The sequence below is a fragment of the Pigmentiphaga kullae genome (assembly GCF_004216695.1).
GTDB classification, from domain to species: Bacteria; Pseudomonadota; Gammaproteobacteria; order Burkholderiales; family Burkholderiaceae_B; genus Pigmentiphaga; species Pigmentiphaga kullae.
In genome coordinates, this window is record NZ_SGXC01000001.1 from 2,791,414 (window position 1) to 2,808,050 (window position 16,637).

Below are 16,637 nucleotides of genomic sequence, written 5' to 3' on the forward strand. Positions count from 1 at the left end.
TCACATCGCGACCGCGGCGCGTTCGAACAAGGTGGACAGATAGGCCGCCGCCGGCGTCAAGGGTACGCCGGCGCGCGAGATCTGCACGATGTCCGGGCCCTCGATGTGCTCGCGCACCGGGATGGCCTCGATCACCCCTTCGAACAGGCGGGCCTGCAGCCACTGCCGCGGCAGCATGGCGAGCGCATCGGTCGAGCTGAGCAGCGCCGCCACGCCCACCATGGATTCGGCCTGGGTCATGGGCACCGGCGGGGGCAGCCCCTGGCTGGCGAAGGCATCCTCGAACTCCGCTTCCACCCGTTCGCGCACGCCCGTCAGGACCCAGTCCTCGCCGACCAGTTCGGCCAGGCTGGTGGCATGGCGCCGGGGGTGGCCCTTGCGGCCCACGACCACCCGCTCGTTGTGGAACAGCAGGTCGACCTTGTAGCCGTCGCCGATGGGGCGCGCGGGCCGGGGGCCGATGAAGAAATCCAGGGTGCCGTCCTGCAGGCGGCCTTCCAGCATGGAGAAGAAGCCTTCCATCATGCGCAGCCGCACGCCGGGATATTTCTTGCGAAAGCCCTGGTGCGCCTGGGCCGCCATGACCAGCCAGACCGCGCTGGACAGGCCCACGGTGACGGTGCCCGACGGGGTGCCCAGCAGCTGGGCCACTTCCTCGCGCCCGCGCTGGAGTTCGGCCATGGCGGCGTGCGCGCGGCCGTAGAAGGCCTGGCCGATGGGGGTCAGCACCACGCCGCGCGCGTGCCGCTCCAGCAAGGGCGTGCCCAGTTCGCCTTCCAGTTCGCGCAGGCTGCGGGTCAGGGCGGGCTGGGCCAGGCCCAATGCCCGCGCGGCGCCGCGCACGCTGTGCGCGTCGGCGATGGCGACGAAGTCGCGCAGGTGGTGTAGTTTCATGTCGATAACGCCTAGGTATCGATGGGAGGATTTTGCCATCTTTCTGTAAGCACTGACCTTACCTAGACTCGTCTCCCACAACAAGTACCCCATCACGGAGACCAACGATGACCCTATCCCGATTCGCGGCGGCGCTGTTCTGCGTCATGGCCTTGCAGCCCCTGGCCGCCGGCGCGGCGCAGCCGGATGCCTTTCCCACCCGGCCCGTGCGGCTGCTGAGCCCGTTCCCGGCGGGCAGCGGTCCCGACGCCGTGGCCCGCATGGTGGGCGAGCAATTGTCCAAGGACTGGGGTCAGGCCGTGGTGGTGGAACCCCGGCCCGGCGGCAACGGCTTCATCTCGATGGAGGCGGTGCGCCGCGCGGCCCCCACCGGCTACGACCTGGGCGTGGTCGACGTGGGGCACATGGCCATCAACCCCAGCCTGTTCCGCAAGCTGCCCTACGACCCCGTCAAGGACTATGTGCCGGTCGGCGGGTTGTACCGGACCTCGTTCTTCGTGGTGGTCTCGGGCGGCAGCCCGATCAAGTCGGTGCCGGAGCTGATCGCGGCGGCGCAGGCTTCGCCGGGCAAGGTGACGTACGGCTCGTGGGCGGTCGGCAGTCCCGGCCACCTGGGCGCGGCGCAGGTCGAGGCGGCCACGGGCACGCAGATGCTGCACGTGCCGTTCAAGGACACCGCGCAACTGTATGCGGCCGTGGCCAACGGCGAGGTGACCTGGGCACTGGGGTCGTACGCCACCGCCGGGGCCCTGATCCAGGCCGGCAAGCTGCGCGTGCTGGCGGTGGCCGACGGGGCCCGGTCGTCGGCGCTGCCCGACGTGCCCACGCTGGAGGAGGCCGGCGGCCCCCGGGGCGTGGATGCGTCCACCTGGGTGGCCCTGGTGGCGCCGGCAGGCACGCCGGCCGAGCGGGTCGAGGCGGTCTCGCGCGCGGTGCGCGCGGCGCTGGACGTGCCCGAGGTCAAGACCAAGATGGCCACGTTCGGATTCGTGCCCGCCGCCGTTCCCGGCGCGACGGTGTCCGAGTGGATGCGCAAGGACACGCCCCGCTATGCCGAGATGGTACGGCGCACGGGGGCGACGACGGACTGAAGGACGCTTCATCGTGAATACCATGCAGACAGAAGTCGCCATCGTCGGCGGCGGTCCGGCCGGCCTGATGCTGGCGATCGAACTCGGGTGCCGGGACATTCCCTGCGTCCTGCTGGAGGAAGATGCCGATCCGCCGGCCTTTCCCAAGGCCAACGCGACCTCGGCCCGGACCATGGAGCACTATCGCCGGCGCGGCTTTTCCGACGAAATCCGGGCCCTGGGCCTGCCGCCGGACTACCCCCAGGACGTGGTCTATTGCACGCAGCTGGCGGAGTATGAACTGGCGCGCTTCAGGATTCCGAGCCGGGGCGACGCGGCGCGGCGCAGCGAGGCCGGCGGTCATGCCTCGGGCAATGCCGGCGACTACGGCAGCGATGCATGGCCCACGCCCGAACTGCCGCACCGCGTGCAGCAGATGCTGATCGAGCCCGTGCTGCGCCGGCGCGCTGCCGCCTATCCGAGCGTGCGGTTGTGCCTGGGCCAGCGCGCGGTTGCCGTCGAACAGGACGACCAGGGCGTTACCGCCGTGGTCGAGCCCGAAGGAGGCGGCCAGGCGTGGCGGCTGGAAGCGCGCTATCTGGTCGGGTGCGACGGCCCCCGCAGCCTGGTGCGCAAGTCGCTGGGCGTGGCCTATTCGGGGCAGGGCAGCGAACAGCGCGACTTCTTCGGCGGCCAGATGCTGTCCATCTATTTCCGGTCCAGGAGTCTCTATGAAGCAATCGGCAAGCAGCACGCCTGGCAGTACTGGGCCGTGAACGCGCGCCAGCGCGGCCTGCTGATCGCCGTGGACGGCATCGAGACTTTTCTGTTGGCCGTCCAGCTGGCGCCGGGGCAGGAACCCGCCGACATCGACGCGGTCGCCACCGCGCATGCCGTGGTGGGCAGGGAATTCGACTTCGAACTGATCGACCGCCTGCCGTGGGTGGCCGGCTATACGCTGGTGGCGGACCGGATGGGCGCGGGCCGCGTGTTCCTGGCGGGCGACGCCGCGCACCTTTTCACGCCCACGGGTGGGATGGGCTACAACACCTCGATCGACGACGTGGTGAACCTGGGCTGGAAGCTGGCTGCCGTGATCCAGGGCGCTGCGCCGCCCGCGCTGCTGGACAGCTACGAGCGCGAGCGCCGGCCCATGGCGCTGCGCAATACGGCCTTCGCGCGCCGCATGGCGGACAGCATCGGCAACCTGCGCGCCGGCGCCGACATCGAGGCGGCCGGCGAGGCCGGGGTCCAGGCGCGCGCCGAACTCGGCCGCCGCCTGGCCGTGCACGTGGCCAGCGAGTTCAATATCCCCGGCCTGCAACTGGGCGTGCGCTACCTGGACAGCCCCATCGTCGCGGCCGAGTCCGGCCCCGCGCCGCAAGACGATCCGAATCGCTACGAACCGCTGGCCTTGCCGGGGTCGCGCGCGCCGCATGCCGTCGTGCGCGGCAAGGTGTTGTTCGACTTGTTCGGACGCGACTTCACGCTGCTTGCCTTCGGCGTGCTGCCGGCCGCCGAGCGCGAGGCGTGGCACGGTGTGGCGGACGAGTACGGCATGGGCCTGGAAGTGCTGGAGATCGACGATGCCGCCGCGCGAATGCTTTATGGCGCGGAGCGCGTATTGATCCGGCCGGATCATCACATCGCCTGGCGGGGCGGCGCGGGAGCCGATGCCCGATCGCCGATGGCCCGGGCGACGGGGAGGAGGGCGGAGCAAGCCGGTTCCCTATAACTGTTCGTCGAATACGGTATTAGACGGTCGTTTCAGCGCTCATTAGAGTGTTCGCCAGCAGAAGACACTGACGGAGACACAATGATGACGATGAGACACGACAATCGCCGCCGGATGGCGCTGCGTGCCGCGCTGGGATTGGCGGCCGCGCTGGCCGGACAGGCCTGCATGGCGCAGGCCTACCCTTCCAAGCCCATCAAGATGGTGATTCCCTATACCCCGGGCGGCTCGATCGACACCGTGGGCAGGCTGGTCGCCGAACAACTGCAGAAACAACTGGGCCAGCCCATCGTGATCGAGAACCACGCGGGCGCCTCGGGCCTGATCGGTTCGGCGGCGGTCCAGCGCGCCAAGGCGGATGGCTATACGCTGCTGTTCAATGCTTCCAGCCAGGTCTACATGCCGCTGGTGGTGGCCAAGCCTACCTACGACGCGCAGAAGGATTTCACGCCTGTGGCACAGATCGGCTATGTCCCTCTGGTCGTGGCGGTGAACAACGATGTGCCGGCCAAGACGCTGGGCGAGCTTGCGCAGTTGGCGAAAACGTCGCCGGGAAAGTACACCTGGGCGACCTCGGGCCTGGGAACGACAAGCCATCTGAGCGAGGAGATGGTCAATCGCGCGCTGAAGCTGGACATGGAAATCATTGCCTACAAGGGCGCGGTCCCGCAGTTGACCGACGTGGTGGGCGGGCACGTCTCGGCGGCGATATCGCCCATGCCGGGCGTTCATCCCTTCGTCGCCGGCGGGCGCCTGCGCGCCATTGCGGTGACGAGCAAGAACCGCGTGGCCCAGATGCCCGACGTGCCGACCGTGGCCGAAAGCGGCATTCCCGATTTCGAGGTGTTGTCCTGGTACGGGATATGGGGGCCGGCCGGCATGCCCGCGGACGTGGTCGCGACGCTGAACCGGGAAGTGGCGCGGGCCGTCGGAACGGCGGGGCTGAAAGCTCGCTTCAACGATCTGTCCTTCGTTCCCACGCAGTCCTCGCCCGAGGAGTTTCGCGCCATGATCCGCAAGGACATCGAGTCCATCGGCAAGGCGGTGAAAGAAGCCAACATCAAAATTTCCTTCTGAACGGCACGCCTTGCAAGATACCGCCATGATTACTCGTACCGTTGCATCGTGGGTGGCCGGCCTGGCACCTTCGATGGTGCCCGAGGACGTCCGCATGACCTTGCGGCTGCTGGGGCTGGACACATTCGGCGCGGCCCTGGCCGGTGCGGACCTGCCCTGGACGCGAGCGATCCGGGACTGGGCCGTCGCCGGCGGCGCCGCCGGCGCGGACGGGGCTACCGTGTGGGGAACGCGGAGGCGCCTGCGCGCCGCCGACGCCGCCCTGGTCAATGGCGCGGCCGCGCATGCCTACGAACTCGACGACTTCCACAACGCGAAGCTGCACCTGGGCGCAGTCATGCTGCCTACCGTGTTCGCAGTGGGAGAAGCGCGGGGGGCCAGCATGCAGCGCATGGAAGTCGCGCTAGCCGCCGGCTACGAGGTTGCCATCCGGTCTTCGTTGGCGCTGGTCCCGGCTCATGCCCGCCTGCGGGGGTGGCACCTGACTGCCGTGTGCGGCCCCCTGGGGGCGGCCGCGGCGGCAGCCGTGATCCTGGGCCTGGACGCCGAACGCACGGCCTGGGCGCTGGGGTTGGCCGGTACGCAGTCCGGCGGGCTGTACGCCTTCTCGGTCGACGGAACCGATAGCAAGCGGTTTCATCCGGGGCGGGCGGCGCACGCGGGCGTCATGTCCGCCGAGATGGCCGGGCTCGGCCTGACGGGCCCGGCTTCGTTGTACGAAGCAGAGGACGGCGGATGGCTGCGCGCATTCAGCGACTGCCCGGAGCCGGCCCAGTTGACGCTGGCGCTGGGAGACCGCTGGCACGCACGGGAGACCAACTTCAAGCCTTATGGCTGCTGTGGCAGCGTTCATCCCCATGTCGATGCCGCGCTGGCGCTGCGGGAGCGATGGCGACAGGGGGCGCGCGTTCGCGCCGGCATGGCGTCGGTCGTCGACGTGCAATGTGGATACCCCTATGTTCCCGGTACCGCCCTGAATGCGCAGATGAGCGCCCGCTACGCGCTGGCTGTCGCGCTGCTGGATGGCGCGGTGTTGCCGGATCAGTTCTCGCCCCGGCACTTGAACGATCCCCTGATCGTCGACCTCGCGAACCGCATCGACATCGTAAGGGACCCGGATCTGGATGCGCGTTATCCCCGGGAGTTCTGCGGTTGGGTCGAAGTGGATACCGATACGGGACCGGTGCGTGTGGACGTGGACAATCCGTCCGGCGGAGCGGGCAATCCCGGCAGGGCCGATGGCATACGAAGCAAGTTCGAGGCGCTGACGCATCCGCGCCTGGGGCCGGAGCGAGCGGCGTTCATCGCGCGGCGTTTCATCGGATTTGGCGAAACTCCGATCGACGAGATGCTGTCGACGGCTGCGGACTGACGCCATCATGTTCGAGTACTTCGGTGACGATCCGGCGCACCAGCGTCGACGCCGTCCGCTCCAGCCAGACCGCATTGATGGTTACCTGCCTGGAGGTGTCGTCCACGTGAACGAACCGCACGCCGGGAAAGTGGGTGCGGGCGAACGACGCGGGGACCAGGGCGATGCCCAGTCCCATGCCGACCATCTGCAGCATGGTGAACGGATGCCGAGCGGTGTGGGCGATCTGCGGATTGAATCCCGCCGCCAGGCATGCCGTGACCAGCGAGTCCGCCAGGCTGGGCGTGTGGGCGCGGGAGAACGCGATGAGCGGACGCCCGGCCAGGTCCGCCATCGTGAGTTTCGCGAGCCCCGCCAGGGCGTCGTCCTCGCGCATGGCGGCGGCGTAAGGCTCGGAGAACAGCGGCGTACTGCGCAATCCCCGGACGAGGGGGGCCGCATGGATGAAACCGATGTCCAGTCGTTCCTCGGCAACCATGCGTATCTGTTCCTTGGACTCCATGTCGGAGACCAGGATCTCGACCTGGGGAAAGCGGGCGCGTATCCGCTCGACGACGTCGGGCATCACGTTGAAGGCCGCGGAGGTCGCCATGCCCAGCCGCAGGACTCCCGTGTCCCCCCGGGCAGTGCGCAAGGTGCTGTTGACCGCGACGTTCAAGTGTTCCAGGACCTTGCGGGCCTCCAGCAGGAAGACCCGGCCCGCGTCGGTGAGTTTGACCTCGCGCCGATTCCTGAAGAGCAGCTCGATGCCCAGTTCTTCTTCCAGCGACTTGATGTGCTGGGACAGAGGAGGTTGGGAGATGTGCAGTTTTTCGGCGGCGCGCGTGAAACTCAGTTCTTCGGCCACCGTGACGAAGTAGCGGATTTGTCGAATGTCCATGCGTGGCCTCCCTCAGCCGTTCGAGACAAGTGTGGAGATGGCGCCAGTCGCCGTCGGCTGTTTGATTTATCTATTTTTCGTAGAGTGACATGATCACACAAGAGCAGAATCGCATTGAGGAAATTCGCCGCCGGTCTACCGAATCGCTTCGATGCCAGACCACCCGCCATGTCGTGGCGCGGGATAGTGAGATAGCGATAGAAGTGTTCGCGAGGGGGCAGGGGCCGCTCGTTGTATTGTTGCCTTCGCTGGGGCGTGGCGCCGAGGACATGGCCGAGCTGGCCGAGCCGCTGGCGGCGCGCGGCTTGCGAACCCTGTGTCCCGAGCCGAGGGGAAATGGCGGCAGCACCGGCCCCTTGGAAGGCAAGACCCTGCACGACTGGGCTGGTGACATCGCCGCGGTGATCGAGCGCGAGTCCGCGGGTTCCGCCATCCTGATCGGCCATGCTCATGGCAACTGGATCGCCCGGACCGTGGCGAGTGATTTCCCCCATCTGGTCAAGGGCTTGATCCTGCTTGCCGGCTCAGCCGGCAAGGTGCCGCGGGGAGTGGACGCGGTGCCGATTCCGCCGGACATACGCGCATCGATCGAAGGCAGCGCGGATCCGGATCTGCCCGATGCGCAGCGGCTGGAGCATCTGCGGCGAGTCTTCTTCGCGCCAGGCAGCGATCCCACGCCATGGCTGACCGGCTTCAACCGGCAACTGATGGCCATGCAGACGCTCGCGCAGCGGCGAACGCCCGTGGAGGAGTTCTTCGCGGGCGGCAGCGCGCCCATACTGAACGTACAGGCCGAATTCGATGTGGTGGCTCCCCCCCGCTATGCGAACGTGCTGCGGGACGAGCTGGGAGAACGGGTCACCAACCTCACCATTCGCGATGCCGGCCATGCGCTTTTGCCCGAGCAGCCTCACGCCGTGCTGCAAGCGATCCTGGACTATCTGCGGGAGCGCTTCGGCCTGGCGCTCTGAGCTGACCGCCGCCAAGCGCGTCAGGGCGCGAACGCATAGTCTTCGACCGCTGCGCGTATGTCCGCGGCCAGGGACAGCAGCGGGGCGGCCAGGGACTTCGCGGTGCTGGCCAGGGGTTCGCTGGTCGACGTGCTGACATTGAGCGCGTAGACGTCGTGGCCGATCCGCAGCGGCGTCGCCACGGCCACCACTTCGGGTTGCCATGCCGCGGCACAGTAGCTTCGCAGGCGTACGCTGTTCCCGGCTTCGCCGATTTCCCGGGCCAGGGCCGGCCAGTTCCGGCCGCGCCGCCGCTTGAACGCTTCCAGCAGGGGCTTGAGTTCCGCTTCGTTCAGCGTCGCCAGATACGCGCGCCCCAGCGAGGTCAGCTCCATCGGCACGCGCTGCCCCGATACGACGTGCCGCAAGGCCGCGCGGCGCGCATAGCGTATCGATTCCAGGTAAACCATCTCGTCGCGGTCCGGCGCCGCCAGCCCCACATTGATTCTGTGCGTTTCCGCCAAGGCACGCATCCTGGGCGCGGCCAGCTGCAGCACGCGCGACCCGGTACGCATCGCGTGCGCCAGGCTGAGTACGGCGGGGGCGAGGCGGTATGCCCGGCTGGTGTCGTCGAATTGCAGCACGCCGCTGCGGACGAGTGTCTGAGTCAGGCGGCTGACGGTGGACTTCGACAGTCCGCTGCGCTCGGCCAGTTCGGCATTTCCCAGAGTGGCCGACCCTTGCCGGAATGCTCTCAGGATTTCGATGCCTCGTTCAAGGGAACGGTTGTTGGGAGATCGTCCCGGCTTGCGTGGACCTTCCATGAAGTCTCCGATTCACCTCATAAGTTTGCGCGATTTTGTTCCATTCAGTGGAATTTAGCAACTGCGCGCCAGCGAGATGGAACCTAAGCTTGCGTCTATCGAGACAGCCCTTGAGGCGAGCGTCGGGGAACGCTTCGGCACAGGCGAAAGGGCACAACAGGAGACGAAGATGTCGTATTCATTCGGGAGCTGGACCGCGCGGCGACATGTGCTGGCGGGAATGTTGGCAGGCATGCTGGTGGTTCAAGGGGCCTGGGCCGTCTATCCGGAACGCCCCATCCGGCTGGTCGTCCCCTTCACTCCTGGCGGAGGGACGGACCTGATCGCGCGCACCCTGGGCGCCGAGATGAGCAAGGACCTGGGCAAGTCGGTCGTGGTGGAGAACAAGCCGGGCGCGGGCACGATGATCGGCACGGACGCCGTGGCCAAGAGCCCGGCGGATGGCTACACGATCCTGATCGCATCGTTCGCCCATGCGGTCAATCCCAGCCTGCAGCCAAAGCTGCCGTATGCGCATGCCACGGCCTTCGCGCCGATCATCCTGATCGGCTCGGGGCCCAATGTGCTGGTCGTTCGGGCCGAGAGCCCCTACAAGTCGGTCGGCGAACTGATCGCGGCCGCCAAGGCGAACCCAGGCAAACTGACTTATGCATCGCAGGGAATCGGGACCTCGGCTCACCTGGCCGGCGAGATGTTCAGCAATCTTGCCAAGGTAGAGCTGACTCATGTGCCTTACAAGGGGGCGGGTCCGGCGATCACGGACGTGCTTGGCGGGCAGGTGGACATGATGTTCGGTACGGCGGCCGCCACCTCGGGCTTCGTCGAAAGCGGCAAATTCCGCGCGCTGGCGGTGACGAGCGCCAGGCCGTCGCCTTCCTTCGAAGGCGTGGCGCCGCTGGGCGAAACGGTGCCCGGCTACATGGTCGAGAGCTGGTACGGACTGTATGCGCCGGCCGGGACGCCGCCCGAGATCATCGATCGTCTCAACCAGGCGGCCAGGCATGCCGCCAGAAGCCCCGAGTTCCGGGAGAAGGTGGAAAAGGAGGGGCTCGGGATCCGCGCGGGCGATCCGGCTGAACTCGAATCCTACGTGGCAGCCGAAGAGAAGCGGTGGCGCAAGGTCGTCCAGGAAAACCGCATCAAGCCAAACTGAGCAGCCGCTGGCTGCGCCCAACGAAGCTGGAAGCATCATGACGTATTCATTGATAAATCTGCAGGTCGACGCCTCGGTCGCGACGCTTACGCTGGATCGGCCCGAGAAGCGCAATGCCATCAGCGATGCCATGCGTACCGAACTGATCGACGCGCTGGAACACGTGGCCGCCGATCGCAGCATTCGCGCGCTGGTGTTGACCGGAGCTGGAAAGGGGTTCTGCGCCGGAGGCGATATCGCCGGCATGGAGCAGCGAATGAACGCCCCGACAGGGGAAATCGGCTTCAACGGCTGGCATCGCCAGCAGCGCGTGCATCACGCGCAGGCCTTGCTCCACACCATGCCCAAGCCTACGATTGCCGCGGTCAACGGCGCGGCCTCCGGCTTGGGGGCGGACACCGCCCTGGCATGCGATTTCATCATCGCCAGCGAGTGGGCCAACTTTTCGTGGTCCTACATTCATCGGGGCATCGTGCCCGATGGCGGAGGCATGTATTTCCTTCCCCGGCGCGTGGGCCTGCCGATGGCCAAGTCGCTGATTTTCAGCGGGCGCAAGATTGGCGTGGACGAAGCGGCGAAGCTGGGCATCGTCGACAGGACGACTTCGGCCGAGACGCTGGTGGCCGATGCGCGTGCCTGGGCGGCCGAGATGAGTCAGGGCTCGGCGACGGCGCTCGCCTTGACCAAGACCATTCTCAATCAGACCTTCGAACTGTCCGCCGATCAGGTCTTCGCCCAAGGCAGTCAGGCCCAGGGTATCTGCTACACAAGCAGCGAGCATCGGGAGGCCGTCGAGAGATTCCTCGGCCGGGGAGCAGGCACCACCAAGGAGCAGTCGTGATGGATGCCATCTCCCGCCTTCTCCGCCCGCGCAGCGTCGCGGTAATCGGTGCTTCTGCCGATGCCGGCAAGACCTCGGGCCGTCCTGTTGCCTATCTGCTCAAGCATGGTTACGACGGCCGCATTCTTCCGGTCAACCCGAGAGTCGGTCAGATCGGAAACCTGCCGTGCTATGCCGACGTCTCCGCCCTGCCAGAGGTACCCGACGTGGGTATCGTCCTGCTCGGCGCGGAGCGCGCGCATCTCGCGGTTCGTGAGCTGGCGGAGCGGGGCGCCGCGGCCGCCATCGTGCTGGCAAGCGGTTATACCGAAACCGGCGGCGAGGGGGCGCGGCGCCAGGCTCAGTTGCTGGAAGCCGCGGGCGCCATGCGTATTCTCGGACCGAATACCATCGGGCTGGTCAACCTGACCGATCGTATCGTGCTGTCGGCCACCGGGGCGCTGGAGATGGACCATTTCCCCGTCGGATCGGTCGGCGTGGTGTCGCAGAGCGGCGGCATCCTGGGCGCGCTGCTGTCGCGCGCCAGCGCACGTGGCATAGGCCTGTCGAAGCTGATCTCGACCAGCAACGAGGTCGACCTGGAGCTGGCCGACTTTGTCGACCATCTTGCCGATGACGAGGCCACTCGCGTGATCGCCTTGTACGTGGAGACGATCAGGAATCCCGAGAAGTTCCGGGCGGCGGCGCTGAAGGCGGCCCGCGCCGGCAAGCCGGTGGTCGCGTTCAAGATCGGCCGCTCGGAAGCGGGCGCGCAGGCGGCGGTGTCGCACACCGGGGCCATGGCGGGAGCCGACCGGATGTACGACGCGTTCTTCAGCCAAGTGGGCGTGATACGGGCTCAGACCTTCAGCGACCTGCTGGACATTCCCGCAGCGCTGGCCACGGGCAGGCGTCTGGCCGGCAACAGGGTGGCCATCCTGACTTCGACCGGGGGCGCGGGAACGCTGGTATCCGACGAACTCGGCATGGCGGGCTTCGAGACCCCCGTGCCCGACGACCGGACCGCCGCGGCGCTCCGGTCCTTGCAAACCGGCGACCATGCAGTGCTGGATCGCAATCCCATCGACGTTACGCTGGCCGGTTTGAAGCCGGAGTTGTTGAAGGGGGCGATCAATGCGTTGCAAGCCAGCCCTAGCTATGACGCGCTGGTCGTCATCGTCGGCTCGTCCAGCCTGGCCATGCCGGAACTCATGGCGGGCGCCATCCAGGAGTGCCTACCCAACTCGACCAAGCCCGTGATCGCCTATGTGAGTCCGCATGCGCCGGCCGTGGGGCGGATATTGACCCGCCATGGGGTGCCGGCGTTTGCCGCCGCGGAGAGTTGCCGCGCGGCACTGCGCGGCATGTTGCGGGTCGGCCAGTGGCGGGGCGATCCGGGGCCGGAGGATGAAGACCGCGAGCCGGTCGCGGTCGATGCCCTGCCCGTCGGAGCGCTGGACGAGCATCAAGCCAAGCAGTTGTTCGCCCGATTCGGTATTCCGGGGGTGCGCGAGTCGGTCGTCGCCAGCCCGGCGCAGGCTGACCAGGCCGCTTCGGCGCTGGGTGCGCGCGTGGTGCTGAAGATGCTTTCCAGCCAGATCACGCACAAGAGCGACGTTGGCGGGGTGGCGGTCAATCTGGCCCCGGAGGCCGTGGGCGAGCGCCTGGAGGCGATGGCGGCGGAAGTCGAGGCGCGCGCCGGGGTTCGGCCTGACCGTTATCTGGTGCAGGAAATGGTGGGAGGGGGCGTGGAACTCATCCTGGGCATGCGTCGCGATGCGTTGGGAAGCGCCATTCTTCTGGGCATGGGCGGCGTCACCGCCGAACTCTTCAACGATACGAGCATCCGCATGCTGGCGCCGGGCAAGGGACTCGCTCGCCAAGAGGCCGATGCCATGGTTCGGGAGTTGAAGAGCTGGCCGCTGCTGGATGGCTATCGGGGCCGGCCGAAGGCCGATGTCGATGGCCTGTTGGACGCCATCGTGGCCTTCTCGTGGATGGTGGCTCAATTGGGGGACAGGTTGATCGAGGCCGAGATCAATCCGGTGTTCGTGCTGCCGCAGGGGCAGGGCGTCAGAGCGGCCGACGGTGTCGCCGTCTTGGCCTGAGCGGCCGGGACGGCAACCAGAACACGAAAAATAACGACACGGAGGAGTACACCTTGAGGACTGCGACGTACCTGACCGGCCTTGTGCTGTTTGCGGCATCGGTGCCGTGCCTTGCACAGGATTTTCCCACGCGCCCGCTGCGTGTGGTCGTTCCCTTTCCCGCGGGCGGCGGCACCGACGCGCTGGCCAGGGCGTTGGGCGAGGGCATGGGCAAGGAGCTGGGCCAGCCGGTGATCGTGCTCAACAAACCTGGCGCGGGCACCGTCATAGGCAATGACATGGTGGCCAAGAGTCCACCCGACGGATATACGATACTGCTGACCACGAGCGCGGTGGCGATCGTTCCCAGCCTCGTGCCGCAATTGCCGTATGCCGCCGACACGGCATTCGCCCCCATCGCCCTGATCGGCCGTGCGCCCAACGTCATGGTCACTCGTATGACCAGTCCGCTGGCCTCCGGCGAGGAAGTGATCAGGCAGGCGAGGGCCACGCCCGGCAAGCTCAACTACGGCTCGGCCGGCAATGGCACCTCCACGCATCTGTCTGCTGAGCTGCTGAAGACGACCGCCGACATTTCAATGACGCATATCCCGTACCGGGGAGCGACTCCAGTCATCGCGGATGTGCTGGCGGGCCAGATCGATATCGCGTTCGGCACGCTGCCCAGCGTGGCGCCGTCCATCGCGAGCGGGTCCCTGAAGCCCCTGGCCGTGACGAGCGCCCGCCGTTCCCCATTGCTGCCGGACGTGCCCACGCTGGCAGAGTCCGGGGTGCCCGGCTTCGAGGCCGACGTCTGGTACGGGCTGCTGGCGCCGGCGGGGACTCCCTCGGCAATCGTTGCGCGGTTGCATGAGGCGGCGCGGCGGGCGGCTGATGCCGAGGCGTTCCGCAAGCGAGCCAGAAGCGAAGGCATGCTCCTCACCCTCGATGGCCCGGAGGCGACCGCGCGCGTCATCCGCGCAGAGCAGGTGAAGTGGGCGCAGGTCGTCCGGGCGCAGGGCGTACGGGCGGAATGAACCGCGGGGTCAGGCCGGCGGCGTCTCGAGCGGGGGCTCGACTCCGCCCTTTACCATGCATGACGCGGCTTCCGCGGTCTGGAGATATCGAACCCAATGCTCGCCCGTTTCCCGCGCGAGGGCAATGATCTCGGTGGTCTTCTGAAGCTCGGCCGGCAGTGGACCCAGGACGGCGATGCCAGGCACGCCGAGCAACTCGGCCAATTGCTGAAAACCGATCTCGGCTTCTCCTTCGGCCAATGCCTGTCCCACCGACCGGCCTTCGATCAGGCGCAGCTTATGGGCCGTCTGTTCGCGTATGCCCAGGGCATTCAGGAGCGGCCCTGAAACGTACGCGCCGCTTCCGGCAGCCGAATGCGCAATCGAGCCAACTCCCAGCAGGACATCGCGCAGCCTTTCCGGGGAAGATATGTCCGGCCGCGCTGAACTGCCAGGCACCGCTATTGCGATCGGCGATCGGAAGGCGGTGGCTCGCGTCGACCAGATATCCGGGGCCATGTCCAGGGCAGCAGTGGGAAGCAGCGCCACATCGGGCTGTTGTCCGGCGCGTAGGCGATTGACCAATGTATCGGCCGAGGGTCCCGCCACGGGATTCAACGTCAAGGTGGCCGTGATGCCGGTCGCGTTCCGGAATTGCTCGGCGAGCTGCTGCAAGGCCAGTTGGAAAGCCTCCGGCGCAAAAATGGAGATCGTCTGGTGGTCGGTGCGCATGGTCTCTTGGCAGGAGTGAATCAAACGAGAAGTATCCGGGAACCTGCCATCTCGAGACCATCGTCACGTTCCGGACAGTGGAATTGAATCAAGCGTGGACAGAAACGAAACCCCCTTCAAGTAGTTCCATCCAGTGAAATTGATGTGATGCTTGTTCTGCCATCGGGTCGTAGAGTTCGGCCTACAAGGACACGCAAGGGCTGCCGCGGTCTAGAAAGAAACTATGGAAGGGACAGACGATGGAAAAAAATCATGGCGGTTTTCATGGGATCAAGCCTTTTTTCTGCGGCGCCTTGGCGTTGGCGCTACCGATCTGCGCGGCTGCGGCTGCCCAGGGGCCAGCCGCGAACTATCCCGAGCGCGCGGTCAAGCTTATCGTCCCCTTCCCCCCGGGAGGTCCCAACGATACGTCTTCGCGTGTTTTTGCCTCCCATCTGGCCAATGTACTCAAGCGCTCCGTCTATGTTGAGAACGTCGCTGGCGCGAATGGTCGAATAGGCTCGAAAACCGCGGCGAAGGCCAGCCCCGACGGCTATTCGCTCTTGGTGGGCAGCACGAACCTGAACGTGGTGCTGCCGGCATTGAACAAGAATCTTGACTACGACCCCGTAAAGGACTTTATTCCGATTGCAGCGTTTTCGTCCGATTCCCTGATCATGGCGGTTTCGCCAGGCCTTCCGGTCAACTCGGTTCAAGAGTTCGTTTCATACGCCAAGGCGAAGCCAGGAAAGATCAGCGCAGGTGGCGCTTCGGGAATCGCGCCGCACTTCGCCATTGAAATGTTCAAGCAACTGACGGCAACGGATATTTTGTTCGTCCCCTACAAGGGAGGCGGTCCGGCAATCCTGGACCTGATCGGGGGGCATATCCAGATGACCTTCAACAACAAGTCCGCGCTGCTGCCATACATCCAGTCCGGAAAGGTCAAGGCCATAGCCGTGACGGGAACGCGCCGGCAGGCCGAGATCCCGAATGTGCCCACGATGGATGAAGTGGGCTTGGCGGGCATGCCGTCGACCAGCTACTACGGCCTGATGGCGCCAGCCGGTACGCCGCCGGAGATCGTCGAAAAGCTCAAGCGGGCCGTGGCCACCGTATCGAAGTCCGCCGAGGCCCGTGCCGCGTTCGCCAACCTGGGCGTCGATCCTGACGTGAGCGACATCGACTTCGGTGCCGTACTCGCCAGGCAACGAGTGGAGTGGGAGAGCATCGTGGCAAGAACTGGAATCAAAGCGGAGTAACCGCCGTGGTTCCGCGGAATCAACGTGTCATCAAGCAGCAAGGGAGAATGCGGATGCCGCAACGTGGTAGAGATTTTGTGCTGGTACATGGCGCGGGGCATGGCGGATGGGCGTGGTCGCGGGTCCGGGACATCTTGACTGCAGCCGGGCATCGCGTCTTCACGCCGACATTGACTGGCTTGGGCGATCGGTGTCATCTGCTTTCAAAGGAGGTGGTGCTCGACACTCACATCATGGATGTCGCAAATCTCTTCGAATGGGAAGACATCAGCGATGCGATTCTCGTCGGGCATTCCTATGGCGGATGGGTCATATCCGGAGCTGCGGAGCGAGTCGAGAGTCGATTGGCCGCGATAGCGTTCGTTGACGCGTTCTTGCCACGGGATGGTCAGCGTGGCTACGACCTGACGACACCGGTGCAGCAGGCGGCGATCGACGAGGCCGTGGCGAGCGGCGACGTCGCCCGGCCCGGTCCAACTGGCGCCGGGTTGAAAATCCAGAGCCCCGCGGATATCGCGTGGGTGAATGCCAGGATCACGCCTCAGCCTCTTGGCGTTTCATTGCAGCCGGTCAAGCTGACCGGGGCGCGGGAGCGGGTGAAACGGAAGCTCTATGTGCGTACCCCGGAGTTTCCGCAGCCGGTATTCGACCAGGCTTACGAATCATGCAAGGCGGATCCTGGGTGGCAGACCCTCGTCATGCATGGCTGTGGTCATGATCCGATGATCGACAAGCCCATGGAGCTGTCCGAGGCGCTAATCGGCTTGACGGGGTGATCCCCAAGGT

Annotated in this window: 15 protein-coding genes; 11 read left to right on the top strand and 4 right to left on the bottom strand. The window is 66.3% G+C overall.

The window, feature by feature from the left end; translation table 11 throughout:
* Nucleotides 1-894, bottom strand: coding sequence for a LysR substrate-binding domain-containing protein (locus EV675_RS13500; RefSeq protein ID WP_130357720.1), 894 nt, complete (start codon nt 892-894; stop codon nt 1-3).
* A gap of 107 nt (nt 895-1,001) precedes the next feature.
* Between EV675_RS13500 and EV675_RS13505 the strand changes: the two genes are divergently transcribed.
* From EV675_RS13505 to EV675_RS13520, 4 genes are all read left to right on the top strand, one after another.
* Complete coding sequence (locus EV675_RS13505; RefSeq protein WP_130357721.1) at nt 1,002-1,985, top strand: Bug family tripartite tricarboxylate transporter substrate binding protein; 984 nt, start codon at nt 1,002-1,004, stop codon at nt 1,983-1,985.
* 22 nt (nt 1,986-2,007) lie between these two features.
* A complete protein-coding gene (locus EV675_RS13510) occupies nt 2,008-3,699 on the top strand; it encodes an FAD-dependent monooxygenase (protein ID WP_130357722.1) in 1,692 nt (563 codons plus the stop codon).
* A gap of 81 nt (nt 3,700-3,780) precedes the next feature.
* Nucleotides 3,781-4,776 (top strand): Bug family tripartite tricarboxylate transporter substrate binding protein, encoded by a 996-nt coding sequence (locus EV675_RS13515; protein WP_130357723.1) that lies wholly within the window; start codon nt 3,781-3,783, stop codon nt 4,774-4,776.
* Between the two features lie 25 nt (nt 4,777-4,801).
* Nucleotides 4,802-6,148: an MmgE/PrpD family protein gene (locus EV675_RS13520; RefSeq protein ID WP_130357724.1), complete on the top strand. Its 1,347-nt coding sequence runs from the start codon at nt 4,802-4,804 to the stop codon at nt 6,146-6,148.
* On the opposite strand, the gene EV675_RS13525 is transcribed toward EV675_RS13520, so the two are convergent.
* On the bottom strand, nt 6,093-7,028 hold the full coding sequence (locus tag EV675_RS13525; RefSeq protein WP_130357725.1) for a LysR family transcriptional regulator: 936 nt from the start codon (nt 7,026-7,028) through the stop codon (nt 6,093-6,095). The genes EV675_RS13520 and EV675_RS13525 overlap by 56 nt on opposite strands.
* 89 nt (nt 7,029-7,117) lie before the next feature.
* On the opposite strand from EV675_RS13525, the gene EV675_RS13530 reads away from it, so the two are divergent.
* A complete protein-coding gene (locus EV675_RS13530; protein WP_130357726.1) occupies nt 7,118-7,999 on the top strand; it encodes an alpha/beta fold hydrolase in 882 nt (293 codons plus the stop codon).
* A 20-nt stretch (nt 8,000-8,019) separates the two neighbouring features.
* Here the strand turns inward: EV675_RS13530 and EV675_RS13535 are convergent, their stop codons facing one another.
* Nucleotides 8,020-8,802, bottom strand: a complete 783-nt coding sequence (locus EV675_RS13535) for an IclR family transcriptional regulator (RefSeq protein WP_130357727.1) — start codon at nt 8,800-8,802, stop codon at nt 8,020-8,022.
* A 169-nt stretch (nt 8,803-8,971) separates the two neighbouring features.
* On the opposite strand from EV675_RS13535, the gene EV675_RS13540 reads away from it, so the two are divergent.
* From EV675_RS13540 to EV675_RS13555, 4 genes are read left to right on the top strand one after another with little or no spacing between them, the layout of a single operon-like run.
* Complete coding sequence (locus EV675_RS13540) at nt 8,972-9,955, top strand: tripartite tricarboxylate transporter substrate binding protein (RefSeq protein WP_423213213.1); 984 nt, start codon at nt 8,972-8,974, stop codon at nt 9,953-9,955.
* A gap of 37 nt (nt 9,956-9,992) precedes the next feature.
* Nucleotides 9,993-10,796: an enoyl-CoA hydratase/isomerase family protein gene (locus EV675_RS13545; protein WP_130357728.1), complete on the top strand. Its 804-nt coding sequence runs from the start codon at nt 9,993-9,995 to the stop codon at nt 10,794-10,796.
* Nucleotides 10,796-12,883 carry an acetate--CoA ligase family protein gene (locus EV675_RS13550; RefSeq protein ID WP_242621403.1) on the top strand — a complete coding sequence of 696 codons (2,088 nt, stop codon included), beginning with the start codon at nt 10,796-10,798 and terminating at the stop codon, nt 12,881-12,883. The genes EV675_RS13545 and EV675_RS13550 overlap by 1 nt, the downstream gene beginning before the upstream one ends.
* Before the next feature lie 53 nt (nt 12,884-12,936).
* The gene (locus tag EV675_RS13555; RefSeq protein WP_242621404.1) at nt 12,937-13,899 is read left to right on the top strand and encodes a tripartite tricarboxylate transporter substrate binding protein; all 963 of its coding nucleotides are present in this window, start codon (nt 12,937-12,939) and stop codon (nt 13,897-13,899) included.
* A gap of 9 nt (nt 13,900-13,908) precedes the next feature.
* On the opposite strand, the gene EV675_RS13560 is transcribed toward EV675_RS13555, so the two are convergent.
* Entirely contained in the window at nt 13,909-14,610 is a 702-nt protein-coding gene (locus EV675_RS13560; protein ID WP_130357730.1) for a molybdate ABC transporter substrate-binding protein, read from the bottom strand.
* A gap of 239 nt (nt 14,611-14,849) precedes the next feature.
* Between EV675_RS13560 and EV675_RS13565 the strand changes: the two genes are divergently transcribed.
* Together EV675_RS13565 and EV675_RS13570 are read left to right on the top strand one after the other, a co-directional pair.
* Nucleotides 14,850-15,851, top strand: a complete 1,002-nt coding sequence (locus tag EV675_RS13565; protein ID WP_130357731.1) for a Bug family tripartite tricarboxylate transporter substrate binding protein — start codon at nt 14,850-14,852, stop codon at nt 15,849-15,851.
* A 53-nt stretch (nt 15,852-15,904) separates the two neighbouring features.
* Complete coding sequence (locus EV675_RS13570) at nt 15,905-16,627, top strand: alpha/beta fold hydrolase (protein WP_207221952.1); 723 nt, start codon at nt 15,905-15,907, stop codon at nt 16,625-16,627.
* Nucleotides 16,628-16,637: the final 10 nt, after the last annotated feature.